The 12,590-nt window shown below is 47.7% G+C and carries 11 protein-coding genes and 1 pseudogene; 3 read left to right on the top strand and 9 right to left on the bottom strand.

The window, feature by feature from the left end:
• Positions 1–400 precede the first annotated feature (400 nt).
• The gene (locus ACVA53_RS07105) at positions 401–1,723 is read right to left on the bottom strand and encodes a Na+/H+ antiporter family protein (RefSeq protein WP_255042025.1); all 1,323 of its coding nucleotides are present in this window, start codon (positions 1,721–1,723) and stop codon (positions 401–403) included.
• A gap of 317 nt (positions 1,724–2,040) precedes the next feature.
• Between ACVA53_RS07105 and ACVA53_RS07100 the strand changes: the two genes are divergently transcribed.
• The gene (locus ACVA53_RS07100; protein WP_446504792.1) at positions 2,041–2,646 is read left to right on the top strand and encodes a peroxiredoxin C; all 606 of its coding nucleotides are present in this window, start codon (positions 2,041–2,043) and stop codon (positions 2,644–2,646) included.
• Between the two features lie 71 nt (positions 2,647–2,717).
• On the opposite strand, the gene ACVA53_RS07095 is transcribed toward ACVA53_RS07100, so the two are convergent.
• The 3 genes from ACVA53_RS07095 to rnt all read right to left on the bottom strand — a co-directional run bounded on the left by ACVA53_RS07095 (position 2,718) and on the right by rnt (position 7,461).
• Complete coding sequence (locus ACVA53_RS07095) at positions 2,718–5,117, bottom strand: VolA/Pla-1 family phospholipase (protein WP_446504791.1); 2,400 nt, start codon at positions 5,115–5,117, stop codon at positions 2,718–2,720.
• A gap of 40 nt (positions 5,118–5,157) precedes the next feature.
• The gene (locus tag ACVA53_RS07090) at positions 5,158–6,381 is read right to left on the bottom strand and encodes an outer membrane protein transport protein (RefSeq protein WP_446504790.1); all 1,224 of its coding nucleotides are present in this window, start codon (positions 6,379–6,381) and stop codon (positions 5,158–5,160) included.
• Between the two features lie 411 nt (positions 6,382–6,792).
• Positions 6,793–7,461 (bottom strand): ribonuclease T, encoded by a 669-nt coding sequence (gene rnt, locus ACVA53_RS07085; RefSeq protein ID WP_255042032.1) that lies wholly within the window; start codon positions 7,459–7,461, stop codon positions 6,793–6,795.
• A gap of 261 nt (positions 7,462–7,722) precedes the next feature.
• Here rnt and motY point away from each other — a divergent pair, with 261 nt between their 5' ends.
• Both motY and ACVA53_RS07075 read left to right on the top strand, forming a co-directional pair.
• On the top strand, positions 7,723–8,562 hold the full coding sequence (gene motY, locus ACVA53_RS07080; protein WP_446504841.1) for a flagellar protein MotY: 840 nt from the start codon (positions 7,723–7,725) through the stop codon (positions 8,560–8,562).
• A 118-nt stretch (positions 8,563–8,680) separates the two neighbouring features.
• On the top strand, positions 8,681–9,019 hold the full coding sequence (locus ACVA53_RS07075; protein WP_255042033.1) for a hypothetical protein: 339 nt from the start codon (positions 8,681–8,683) through the stop codon (positions 9,017–9,019).
• A 158-nt stretch (positions 9,020–9,177) separates the two neighbouring features.
• Here the strand turns inward: ACVA53_RS07075 and nth are convergent, their stop codons facing one another.
• The 5 genes and pseudogenes from nth to ACVA53_RS07050 all read right to left on the bottom strand — a co-directional run.
• Positions 9,178–9,813 (bottom strand): endonuclease III, encoded by a 636-nt coding sequence (nth, locus tag ACVA53_RS07070; protein WP_446504789.1) that lies wholly within the window; start codon positions 9,811–9,813, stop codon positions 9,178–9,180.
• A 67-nt stretch (positions 9,814–9,880) separates the two neighbouring features.
• Entirely contained in the window at positions 9,881–10,576 is a 696-nt protein-coding gene (locus ACVA53_RS07065; RefSeq protein WP_446504788.1) for an electron transport complex subunit E, read from the bottom strand.
• Positions 10,577–10,578: 2 nt separating this feature from the next.
• A complete protein-coding gene (rsxG, locus tag ACVA53_RS07060; RefSeq protein ID WP_255042036.1) occupies positions 10,579–11,211 on the bottom strand; it encodes an electron transport complex subunit RsxG in 633 nt (210 codons plus the stop codon).
• Between the two features lie 10 nt (positions 11,212–11,221).
• On the bottom strand, positions 11,222–12,268 hold the full coding sequence (rsxD, locus tag ACVA53_RS07055) for an electron transport complex subunit RsxD (RefSeq protein ID WP_446504787.1): 1,047 nt from the start codon (positions 12,266–12,268) through the stop codon (positions 11,222–11,224).
• Positions 12,269–12,270: 2 nt separating this feature from the next.
• Positions 12,271–12,590: pseudogene (locus ACVA53_RS07050) on the bottom strand (electron transport complex subunit RsxC); the annotation flags it as partial.

Here is a 12,590-nt window from a genome sequence, read left to right as displayed (position 1 = left end):
TCGTTAAAGATAAAATTGGCTTATAGAAGAAGGCTGTGGCCTTGTTCTATTTACCGCTTTTTTGAAACACCCCGGTGGTTTTTGACCTTTGGGGTGTTTTTGTATGAACGTCTCTCGATATGCAATATCTGCCTTGATAGCAACTATTTTTCCTGTGCAAATACTTGATCAACTACTTATCCAGATTGGTATTAATTGCTCGGTGAGAGTACAGAGGGTGGTTTTGAGTTTGAGCAAGCGGACATTACAGTGATTAAATTTGATTAGCCGGTAAACTTGTCCCAATGCCTGTGTATGATTTTTTGTTCGACGAGGATTTCGGACATTGGGCACAAAAAAGGCCAGCCGGAAAACCGGCTGGCCTATGTGATTGTTAGGTGTATGACCTAATTTAATTGTGCTATAGCACCATAGAAGCAAGCCAACCAAATGCAATAAGCGGTAGGTTGTAGTGCAGGAATGTTGGGACAACCGAATCCCATACGTGCTCGTGCTGTCCGTCTGCGTTAAGGCCCGCTGTTGGACCTAGTGTGGAGTCAGAAGCTGGTGAGCCTGCATCACCCAATGCTGCGGCTGTACCTACCAGTGCAACGGTTGCCAGCGGTGAAAAGCCGAAGGTCAAACACAGTGGCACGTAGATGGTTGCCAGAATAGGGATAGTCGAGAACGAAGAACCTATACCCATAGTTACCAGAAGGCCAACAACTAGCATCAACAGTGACGCCAACGGCTTGTTGTCACCAATGATATCAGCCAGCGAGTTAACCAGTGTTTCAACCCCGCCCGTGGCTTTCATGACAGAGGCAAAGCCTGCAGCGGCAATCATGATAAAGCCGATCATCGCCATCATATGCACACCCTTGGTGAATACATCGTGGGTTTCTTTCCACTTGATCACACCGCCAAAGGTGAACACCATAAAGCCGACAAGGCCACCGACGATCATCGAGCCGCTGTAAAGTTGGGCACCGAGAGCCGCTACAATTGCACCTACAGCAATGTAAACATGCTGCATGTTGATTGTTTTGTGTTCCGGCTCTGATGCTAGGATTTTCTCTTCAGAGTACTCGCGTGGTTTACGGTAGGTGAAGAAAGTCGCCAACAGCAAGCCGAAAACCATCCCTAATGCAGGCAATAACATGGCAACCGGTACTTGGCCTGCGGTCACGTCTAAGCCATTATCGTGCAAGTTTTTCAACAGGATGTTGTTGAGGAAAATACCCCCGAAGCCAACAGGCAGAACCATATAAGGTGTCACCAAACCAAATGTCAGCACACAGGCAATCAGCCGGCGGTCAATTTTTAGCTTGGCGAAAACGTGAAGTAGGGGGGGGATCACAATTGGGATAAACGCAATGTGAACTGGGATCGCATTCTGAGAAGAAATGGCTAGAAGCACAAGAATGATTAAAACAGAATACTTAACGCCCGTTGCAGCAGCTGCATTGTCATGGCCACTGATACGCTTGATCACTTTTTGCGCTAGGACATCGGTAATGCCAGAGCGAGAAATCGCAACAGCAAAAGTACCTAGCATGGCATAGCTTAATGCCGTAGTGGCACCGCCACCCAAACCGCCTTCGAAAGCTGAAATGGTTTCCGAAAGAGGCATCCCGCCAATCAGGCCACCAATAATGGCACTGAAGGTAAGCGCTACAACAACGTTTACTCGCAATAATGCGAGTAAAAGCATGACGCATACCGATATTACTACTGGGTTCATAAACTTAAGATCCGTCCATTGTGTTATGTCGTGAATTGCTTGAGGTTTGCACGTTATGTGCAATATTTGTTATTTATTTCTGGCTGTTCTGCTCAAAGGAAATTAATTTACAACATGTAGAATAAAAATTCATGTTGTGAGGGAATTTTCTTTTAATGTGCAGCATGTCTAAGCCTTGTCACCTTACCCTGTTTATACTGGTTTCGCTATTTTTGTATGAATATTCGGCAGCAGTACATAAGTATTGCTGTTTCGCCTTACTTTGGTTTTGGTTATCAAACCAGAAGATAACCTAAGTCAACAACATGGAGTTTGTTATGAGTGTTCTAGTTGGCCGCCCGGCCCCTGATTTTACTGCAGCAGCAGTGCTTGGTAACGGTGAAATTGTTGATGCCTTTAACCTACACAGTCATATTGCAGGCAAGCCTGCGGTGCTGTTCTTCTATCCACTTGATTTCACCTTTGTCTGCCCATCGGAGCTGATCGCCTTTGACAAACGTTTAGCTGATTTCCAAGCTAAAGGCGTGGAAGTGATTGGGGTATCCATTGACTCTCAGTTCTCTCACAATGCATGGCGTAATACAGCCGTTGAAGACGGTGGTATTGGTCCTGTCCAGTATCCGCTAATTGCCGATACCAAGCATGAAATCTGTCAGGCTTACGATGTTGAACACCCAGAAGCGGGTGTGGCGTTCCGTGGCTCATTCTTGATCGATAAAGAAGGCCTAGTTCGCCATCAGATCGTTAATGACCTACCACTGGGTCGTAATATTGATGAGATGCTGCGTATGGTTGATGCCCTTCAGTTCCATGAAGAGCATGGTGAAGTATGCCCTGCACAGTGGGAGAAAGGTAAAGAGGGCATGGATGCGTCACCACAGGGTGTGGCTGCGTACCTGTCTGAGCATACTGACGACCTGTAAGATCGAGAGTGTAGATAAAAAGAAGGCTAGCCGAGAGGCTAGCCTTTTGGTTGTCACTTATGCCAATGGCGTTATTTTATCAGCGTGTCATCACCGACCATAACGCCTTGTCCAGCGCTCGCTGAGAAGGTGACGACTTGTAGTTGAGCTTCATTAGTTGCAGCTTGAGCCTCTGAAGGTGATATAGGATTGCCTTCACCGTCTACAAGTTGTGGACCAATAACTGTACTGTGTTGGGCTTTTGAAACATCAGCATTGAAGCGGGCGATGTGTTTAACTTCCCCAGTAATACTCCCTGTTAACGCGGTCAGATCTAGCTGCTTCACGAGTGGCTCTGTACCGCCAATACCAAACATCCCAGTCTTATTTGGTACTACAGTATCGCCCTCTGCCTGCATCACATACACCGGACCGTTTACACTGCTTGCTAGGTTATATGGATCAACGGTATCCAATACCGTTTGAGCCGCATAGGCAAAGGAAGTGAATGTACTGTCAACCTTGGCTTTGGTTGTATCATCTAGGCTGTTATAGAAAGTTGTAAAGCATGCGCCGCCGTCTTCGACACTCCCGCAGGCTGCAATATACGCCGCTTCATCCGCACCCACTAATAGTGAGTGTTTAATCGTTGGGCCGAAGGTTGCAGACTCTAGCAATAGAGATGGGATACCGCCGCCTGGGTTGGCAAATGCCCCTGAGGTGAAGTTAAACATCGCATCCGCAGCAGGTATGCCCATGTTGTCATTACCCAAGCGGTAAGTACCAATACCAGTAATCGCGCCCAGTGAATGACCGAAGAAGCTGACATCCATGACGTTCAAGCTTGGGAAGGTAGGTAGTCCACTCATTGCCATGACGGTTAGTGATGTACGAACACCGAGATCATCAATGATACTCTGGCGAATATTGTCACGGGCAACGTTTAAGTATTCCAGATTCATATAAACGTCAGCGGTTGCTCCGGTTGTTACTGTACCATCGGCAAGGGCACGTTCACCATGAAGTGGGTGGTCGATAGCAACAATGGCTTTCGGAGCAAGAAAGTTAGCCGCTGCAGCACCGATATGTTGAGCACCAAATAGGTAAGCGGTTTCTTTAACTGAAGTAATACCATGCTGGTAAACGACAGCGCCTGGTGTTGCGTTAGGAGGAAGGAGCATCAGCACCGGTACTTGATCGACCGATTGTATTTGCGGTAGTGGACTGTACTGGGTGACTAGACGCTCTTCGTCAAGTTGCGAACCATCAGCTAGAGTGACTTTAAGGCCAATCAGCTTGATGAACTCGGCACTGTCGCCAGCAAGTAGCTTAGCAATATCAATACCGTCTAACGAAGCTTGAACGGCAGCCTTATCGGCATCGGAACCGCTGGTCATGACGTTACTGATCTTGGCAAGGCTAGGTACTGCACTTTGCCAAGGCGTTTTCTTCCATGCTTCATCTTCAGTGTTGCTGTTGAGGAAGTTTGGCAGGCTGACGGTACCAGTGTAAATCTTTATTCCGTTGCTCGCGTAACCAGCCGCTAGCGCATCAATGGTGGCTTGGTCATCACCAACCAGTGCTCTCAAGGTCGTATTGCTATCAAAAAAGCTTGCGATATCTGTGACTTCACTGATATTCATTTGGTACAAGCTACTCAAGTCCACATTATTTGGATTGGCTTCACCTTTTAAGACATCTTCAGCTTTACCTCCGGCTTGTACCGTGGCAATTGTCTGGGCAATGATGGCTTTGGTGGTATCAAGCACATCGCCGACAGAAGCTGTTGTGAACCAGCTTGAGTATATGATTGATTCGGAATCGATATCCTTAGCCTTTGCGATAGTAGCTTCTATTGCATGGGTGACTTTTTGTGCATCAATAAGGTCACTGCTTGGTGGTTTAACTGTTGTTTTCAACACAGCATATGACTCAGACATACCTACCGGTTCGCCTTCGCCATCAACCAAGGTATCGGTAATTGCGAACATGTATTCTGATTTTGGATTCAATGGATTGGTCGGAATAACGGTTAGATTGCCACTCTGGGTCACAACTGTGAAATCTTCACCATTGACCAAGAGATCTTTCACCTGCAGGTCGCCAGAAAGCGGGCTGGTGGTCTCAATCAGGTGGAAAGCGCCTTGTGCGCTCACCATATTTAAATCGCCATCGAACGGCACAACGATTGGCTGCGAGACACTCCAGCCGTCTGTTTTACCCAATGCGGTTAACGGATCGGACAGATCCGTGTTGTAGTTGTCATCACCCACACTACCTTCGGTTGAGAGTGTCCCGTCAGTGCTGTCCATGGCCAAGAACGTTGGCAGGATAGGGGCGGTCAATATATCAAATTTGATTTTGGTATCGGCTTGTAGGCTTTTGACGATGTGATCTTCGTAGCTGACTTTATTCTCGACTTTGGCGTCATTGCCACAGCCTGCCAGTGCCAATGAGGCTGCAATGCTCAGTGCTAAAATACTTTTTTTCATTGTGGTGTTCCCTTAACTGAATTTATGTCTACCTAGCGGTTTAGAATATGTAATTGATCTGCGCAGAGGTTAGGTACGCATCATTGCTGGCGTGGAATGTCTCGCCGCTCTCTTCGAAGCTATTGCTCTTGCCGTAGAGGTAGGTAAAGCCAAAGTCGAACGTCATCTGGTTACTGTAGTTGTAAGTAAAGCCAGCGGAGTACCAGTAGCGATCGGTATCAGGGATACTTAGAGTTGATTGGCCTGCTTGCTCATCGAATGCAAAGCCGGCACGAAGGATCCAGTCTGGGTTTAGGTTGTAGGTTGCACCAATGGAATAGCGGAAGTTATCGTCAAAGTCTTCTTCTTTAAGTAGGCACAAATTGTCGACACACTGATCGCTGGTGGCACGTAGCTCTTTGAACTTGCTCCACTGTACCCACTGTACGCCGTAGTGAACTGCCCATTGGTTGTTTAGCTGATGGAAGCCGCCAAACTCAGCGATAGCCGGGGTGATCACGTTCAGTTTGCCGGGTACGGTATCGTCTGCATCCCCATCTTTTAGAAACGCACCGGTGTAGTCGGTGAAGTCACCATCAAACTTCAGTTCAACTTCCGAGCGGTAGCTAAGGCCGAATCGGTTATCTTTGTTTACTTCATAAAGGAAACCGATGTTCCAACCCCACTCCCAAGTATCTCCTTCTAGCTTTAGGAAATCTGCACTTGGGTTTGATGGCTGAAGGCCGCCGTAGTGGCGAATTAGCTCAGCATCGGCATACACCAAGTTAACACCTGCACCAATACTGAAATTTTCGTTGATACGGTAAGCAATATTAGGATTAAGGTTCAGGGTCAGAAGGTCGGTTGTACCTGCATCGGTGCCATAAGTGAAATCGGATGGGTACTCAGTGGCAAAACCGTAGTTGGAAAACATTGCCAGACCCCAAGCAAACTTGTTGTTAATTGGCTGGATGAAGTAGCCTGCTGGAACGACGGCTGTTGGTGCAACATCTGTGGCCTTTTCACCGCTTGATTGCGCTGTGATATCTACTTGTGGGTCGATGTAAGAGATAGCACCGGAAAACTGCATCCGGTCGAACATTGTCATAGCGGCAGGGTTTCTAGCTATGACCGAGGCATTGTCTGCAATAGCTGCTTCCCCGGAGAAAGCGCGTCCAAGGCCGGCAGCAGAATGTTCGTTAACTTGAAATCCGGCGGAATGAGCGTTGATACTGAGGAGCGCAGCGGATACGGCAAGGGCCGTTAGAGTAATTTTTTTCGTCATTATTATACGTGCCTTTTAGAGTTGGTTGCTTCTTGTTCTTCGATCCATGAATGAAAAACGCAAAAAGGTGTTACTGAACCACGGGGTTTCGGAGGGAGTCCTTAGCGACAGGGGAACAGCATATTTGTTCACACGCAGGGACGCATAAACGATAAATAGCCAGAGGTTATCGTTTATGTGGTGATACCACTTGAAACAATATGAAACAGTTTGGGCAGTATAAAACGGGAATTTAGAATTGTTAACCTAGTGTAACGCATTGTTTTTGAAAAACATGTCTAATTGAGCGATGTTTGATTAGCTTTTGTTTAAAACAATGGCATAAAACGATGGGCTTGTTTGAATCGAAGTGTGACCAAGCCCAACTTTAAAGGGCTTGGTCAGAGGTCTTATGAGTATGGGTTGTTTGAATTATTCGGTGTCGGCGCTATCGTCTGTTTGACTTTCTAGCAGTGGCCACCCGCCCAATTTTTTCCATTTGTTAACAATCTCACAAAATAACTCAGCGGTTCTTTCGGTATCGTACAGTGCGGAATGGGCTTCTTTGTTATCAAAATCGATTCCGGCTGTGGCACAAGCTTTGGCCAATACGGTTTGTCCGAACGCCAAACCGCTCAATGCTGCGGTGTCGAATGTTGCAAATGGGTGGAATGGGTTGCGCTTCAACTTCGCGCGTTCTGAAGCTGCCATGACAAAGCTGTGGTCGAAGTTGGCATTATGGGCCACCATGATGGCACGAGAGCAGCCTTGTGCTTTTTGTTCTTTGCGGATCTGCTTGTAAATTTCCTTCAGGGCCGCTTCTTCCGAAACCGCGCCACGTAGTGGGCTGAATGGGTCGCGAATACCATTGAAATCCAAGGCTTCTTTATGGATCACTGCGCCCTCGAACGGGGCGATGTGAAAGTGCAGAGTCGTCGCGGGTTTCAGCCAACCATCTTCATCCATCTGAAGTGTGACGGCACAGATCTCAAGCAGTGCATCCGTTTTGGCATTGAAGCCTGCAGTTTCTACGTCAATGACGACTGGGAAGTAGCCGCGAAAGCGACTTTTCAAAGTATTTAGTTCGTTATCTTGGCTCATAAACCGGCAAATCAATGTAAAATAGTCGGCCATTATGTCAGATTCGATGGATGAGCTAAACCTTTCCCTGCTCTAATGCAACATCATGCAACGGAAAGGTGAGTGACTGGGTATAAAGTTTTTTCGGTATTTTCCGATATAAAATAAAGAGCCGTAAAATATCACGCACGAACAGGCAGCGTGAAGGGCAGGACAGCAGCAATGGGTGGAAAAATGGCTATCTCGAAAATTCAATATTGCACTGTGGCACCACTATTCGCCATGGTGATGGCCAGTGCAGCGAACGCAACACCTGTTTATGTTGCTCAACCGTCACAATCCACGTGGAAAGTAGCGGTAGATACACCGTTGGAATGTCGGATGCTTCATACGATTCCCAATTATGGCGAGGCCCTATTTACGTCCAAAGCCAGTAAAAAAATCAACCTCGATTTCGAATTGAAGATGCGCCGGCCTATGGGGGAGACTCGCAATGTTAATCTTGTCTCGATGCCACCGCGCTGGATGCCGGGAGTTGCGGCAGAGCCGATCACTAACCTAACCTTCTTCAAACAGTTTGACGGCTATGTGGGGGGGCAAACAGCTTGGGTCATATTGTCTGAGTTAGAAGCGGGGCGTTACCCTACATTCAGTTATCAGGACTGGCAGCAGCGGAACAAACGTATTGATGTGGCTTTGTCAGCGGTAACCTTCCGTCCTGCGTACAATCAGTTCAGCCAGTGCCTGAATAATTTGTTGCCGTACAGCTTTGAAGATATCGCGTTTACGGTACTTCACTATGATCAGGGTAGCGATCAACTCAACAAAGCGTCGCAGCAGCGCCTAGCCCAGATTTCAGATTTTGTACGCTATAGTGATGATGTTGATTTGGTTTTGGTTGCGGCCTATACCGATGGCCAAGGTGGAAAAATGGCAAATCAATCCTTGTCTGAGCGCCGTGCTGAGCGTTTAGAGGACTATTTTATGGCGATGGGCCTTCCGGAAGACCGAATTCAGGTGGAAGCCTACGGTGAGCGACGCCCTGTTGCAGACAACAGCACGCCAATTGGTCGTAATAAAAACCGCCGGGTTGTCATTTCCCTTGGCCGTACTATTATTTAGCACCACTTTTAATGCGCTAAATTGCTAGCAAAAATGTGCAGTCTTAAATTTGTATACATCAACTTACTCCCAACAAGCTAGATTTATTGGGGAATAATAACTAAGTAAGGTGGTGGCTATGAAAAACATTCTATGGATTATGCTGTTCGGTGCTGGCTGTGCGTTTGCTCAGAATGACGTGGTAGTAGACAGCAGTGCTGACCAAATTAATAAAGAGTTATCGGCTGAAATAAAATCACAGCGCATAACCAAAGAACAGGCTGAAGAGATGGAGCTTAACCGTGCCGAGAGCTATGAGGTTGTCAGTACAGTCAGCGTAGATAATCTAGAGATGCAAATTGCTGAGAAGCTAAAAGATAGCATCATGCCTTATTACTCCATTGAATTTAACGATCCAACCAGTAATGATGAGTCTTTCGTCGCAACGGTCACTGAATATTTCGGCAAAGTTGAGTAATACCAATCTGGATAAGTCGTTGATCAAATATTTATGTAGGTTGGTATAACACCGATAACGCCTAATGTGCTGTGGTGCTAGCTCAAGAGACCAACTAGATTGGTTTGAAAAACTCACGCCCGCTTAAGCGGGCGTGATAATACTGGCATATTTAGCCGTTAAATTTCTGTTTTGCTACCGTATTCACAAAGATCTTCAATAATGCAGCTACCGCAGCGTGGCTTGCGCGCTACGCAGGTGTAACGTCCATGCAGGATCAGCCAGTGGTGGACATCTACTTTGAACTCTTTCGGAACGACTTTCAGTAGTTTCTCTTCTACCTGATCGACATTTTTCCCCATCGCAAATTTGGTACGGTTTGATACGCGAAAGATATGAGTATCGACAGCGATGGTTGGCCAGCCAAAGGCGGTATTGAGTACCACATTCGCTGTTTTACGGCCAACCCCCGGCAAAGCTTCCAGCGCTTCACGATTTTCGGGTATTTCGCCACCGTGTTTATCAAGCAAGATCCTACAGGTCTTAATGACATTCTCTGCTTTGGAATTAAATAAACCGATGGTTTTGATGTACTCTTTGACACCGTCAACACCAAGATCAAATATGGCTTGTGGGGTATTGGCGACAGGGTAGAGCTTGTCAGTGGCTTTATTGACACTGACATCAGTTGCTTGGGCAGAAAGCAATACTGCAATCAGCAATTCGAAAGGGGAGCTCCAGTTAAGTTCGGTTTCTGGGTGGGGATTCTCCGCACGTAATCGTTCCAGAATTTCGACGCGCTTTTGATTGTTCATACTTACTTCCAGCGATAAAGCCAACATTGTTCTACTGGTGATCCTTCACCAGCAGTTAAAGATTATTTTAATTCGTCGTCGTGACACGGGCGCGCTCAATAACAGGTTTGTCCTGCGCTTTGGCGGCTTTCTGTTCACGCTTGTTATCAATAACATTTTTCAGAGCAATCATAAAGCCTACACCGATGAAAGCACCAGGCGGTAGGATGGCAAGCAAGAAGCTACTGTCAAAGCTGAATACTTCGATACGCAATGAGGCGGCCCAATCGCCGAGTAGGCGGTCTGCACCGTCAAACAGTGTGCCGTTACCCAGAATTTCTCGCATCGCGCCCAATACGACCAAGGCAGCTGTCATACCGAAGCCCATCCATAATCCGTCCAGTAGGGCTGGAATAGGATCATTTTTTGATGCGAAGGCTTCAGCACGGCCGATGATAATACAGTTGGTCACGATCAGTGGGATGAAGATCCCCAGAGATTGATACAAGCCATAGGTAAAGGCGTTCATTAGCAACTGTACGCAGGTTACCAGTGAGGCAATAATCATCACAAAAACTGGAATACGGATTTCCGACGGTACCCATTGTCTAACCAAAGAGACTATCAAGTTTGAACCTACCAGCACTGCAGTCGTTGCCAACCCAAGTCCGAGGGCATTGGTGACCGTGGCTGAAACGGCAAGAAGTGGGCAGAGGCCTAATAACTGGACAATTGCCGGGTTATTGTTCCACAAGCCATTTTTCATCAGTTCTTTATTCATCATTTTCACTCACCCTGGCAGTTCAGTGACTGTTCGAAAAGGCGTTGCTGGTTGGTCTGGTAATACAGCGAGACGTTTTTCACTGCGCCCACGACGGCACGCGGGGTTATGGTCGCCCCGGTAAATTGATCAAACTCACCCCCATCTTTACGTACGGCCCAGCGTGTGTCTTTCTCACCGTTTAGACGCTTGCCAGTAAAGCTGTAAATCCAGTCGCTGATGCGGGTTTCGATTTTATCACCAAGCCCCGGGGTTTCATTATGGCTTAGGATCCGAACGCCGGTCACGGTACTCTCAAGATTGAGCCCGACGATAAGCCTAATGGCACCACTGTAGCCATCAGGTGCAATTGCCTCGATAGCCATACCAACTTTCTTACCATCTTTCTCTGCAATATACGCAGGCATTGGGCTGTCGGTACCCAAGTACTGTTCGCTGGTGATCAGGGTACAGCTTTTGTATAGCTCATTATCATGGCTTTCTGCCGGGATAACCTGGTTGAGTACTTTGAGTAGCTCTTGTTGCTGTTGTTGCTCGATTTTCCCAGCAGTGAGCATATTGGTTATCGAGACTAAGCTGGTGGCCAAAATGGCGAAAATAGCCAGGGTGCCACCATTTTTCTTCATTGCATTGATCATGGTTGCTTCCTTAGTGGCCAAACGTACGTGGGCGGGTGTAGTAGTCAATCAGTGGTACGCACATGTTGGCAAGCAGGACACTGAATGCTACCCCGTCAGGGAAGCCACCAAAGGTTCGGATCAAAAAGATCAGCACACCAATTAAGGCCCCAAAGATCAAACGTCCTTTGACTGTGGTCGAAGCTGAAACCGGATCGGTTGCGATGAAGAAGGCACCGAGCATGGTTGCCCCAGAAAATAAGTGAAATAGCGGTGAAGCCGTATTATCTGGGCTGATCATAAATGCCAAGCTGCTGATAATAAATAGGGCACCCAGCATCCCTACCGGGATATGCCATTGGATCACGCGCATTTTCAGCATGATTAGGCCACCTAGCAAGAAGCCAAGATTTACCCACTCCCAACCGATACCACCAATCAGGCCAAAGACGGGACCGGACAGGATCTCTGTTGCAGTGTGACCTGTGGTCAGCGACGTTTTCAGGGTATCGAGCGGTGTCGCCATCGTTACGCCGTCTACTGACATGCGAAGCTGGTGGACACTGAATCCATCTGGAGTGAAGCCTGTTAGGATCGCGTTTGCACTATCAACTAAAGTGACCGGCTCGGCAGCTAATGACTGTGGCGGCAGCCAGGTGGTCATTTGCAATGGGAACGAAATAAGCAGAACAACATAGGCAACCATCGCCGGGTTGAACAGGTTTTGCCCTAACCCGCCATAAAGGTGTTTGGCGATAACAATCGCAAACAAGCAGCCGATCACGCTTATCCACCAAGGGGCTAAAGGCGGAATGGAAAGGCCAATTAAGACGCCAGTCAATAGTGCGCTATTATCTCGTAGATAAGGCATTAACGGGCGTTGGCGTAATTTTAAAATGACCGCTTCGGTTGTGATACACAGCGTCGCAGCTAATACGACTTGGAGCAGTACGCCCCAGCCAAAAAAGTACCATTGGGCTGCAACGCCCAATGTTGTACAAAGGATAACAGTGCGCATCAAGCTACTGGTGCTTCGGCGACTGTGGGCATGGGGAGAGCTTGCAATATTAAAAGCCACAGTTAGTTTTCCTCATTTTTTTCTTGTGCTTCTTTTGCGGCTTTGCGCGCTTTTGCACGTGCAACGGCAGCAGCGACAGCGGCTTTCTTGGGATCGATTTCGGCTTGTGCTGGTTCGGCCGTTTTCGCGTCCTCGACAGATTCGGCTTGCGCCTGTTGGGCAGCCTTACGTGCTTTGGCACGGGCAACGGCAGCAGCGACAGCAGCTTTCTTCGGATCGACCTCGGCTTGTGCTGGTTCAGCGTCCTCAGGTTTCGCTTCTTCAGCCGATTCAGCTTGCGCCTGTTGGGCAGCCTTACGCGCTTTGGCACGGGCAACGGCAG

The organism is Photobacterium sp. DNB23_23_1, assembly GCF_052873815.1.
The sequence above is the reverse complement of the archived record's forward strand: the minus strand, read 5'-3'. Positions and strand labels throughout refer to the sequence as shown.

Coding starts and splice junctions, on each gene's coding strand:
- ACVA53_RS07105 (WP_255042025.1), bottom strand. CDS start 1,723: ATGAACCCAGTAGTAATATCGGTATGCGTCATGCTTTTACTCGCATTA.
- ACVA53_RS07100 (WP_446504792.1), top strand. CDS start 2,041: ATGAGTGTTCTAGTTGGCCGCCCGGCCCCTGATTTTACTGCAGCAGCA.
- ACVA53_RS07095 (WP_446504791.1), bottom strand. CDS start 5,117: ATGAAAAAAAGTATTTTAGCACTGAGCATTGCAGCCTCATTGGCACTG.
- ACVA53_RS07090 (WP_446504790.1), bottom strand. CDS start 6,381: ATGACGAAAAAAATTACTCTAACGGCCCTTGCCGTATCCGCTGCGCTC.
- rnt (WP_255042032.1), bottom strand. CDS start 7,461: ATGAGCCAAGATAACGAACTAAATACTTTGAAAAGTCGCTTTCGCGGC.
- motY (WP_446504841.1), top strand. CDS start 7,723: ATGGTGATGGCCAGTGCAGCGAACGCAACACCTGTTTATGTTGCTCAA.
- ACVA53_RS07075 (WP_255042033.1), top strand. CDS start 8,681: ATGAAAAACATTCTATGGATTATGCTGTTCGGTGCTGGCTGTGCGTTT.
- nth (WP_446504789.1), bottom strand. CDS start 9,813: ATGAACAATCAAAAGCGCGTCGAAATTCTGGAACGATTACGTGCGGAG.
- ACVA53_RS07065 (WP_446504788.1), bottom strand. CDS start 10,576: ATGATGAATAAAGAACTGATGAAAAATGGCTTGTGGAACAATAACCCG.
- rsxG (WP_255042036.1), bottom strand. CDS start 11,211: ATGATCAATGCAATGAAGAAAAATGGTGGCACCCTGGCTATTTTCGCC.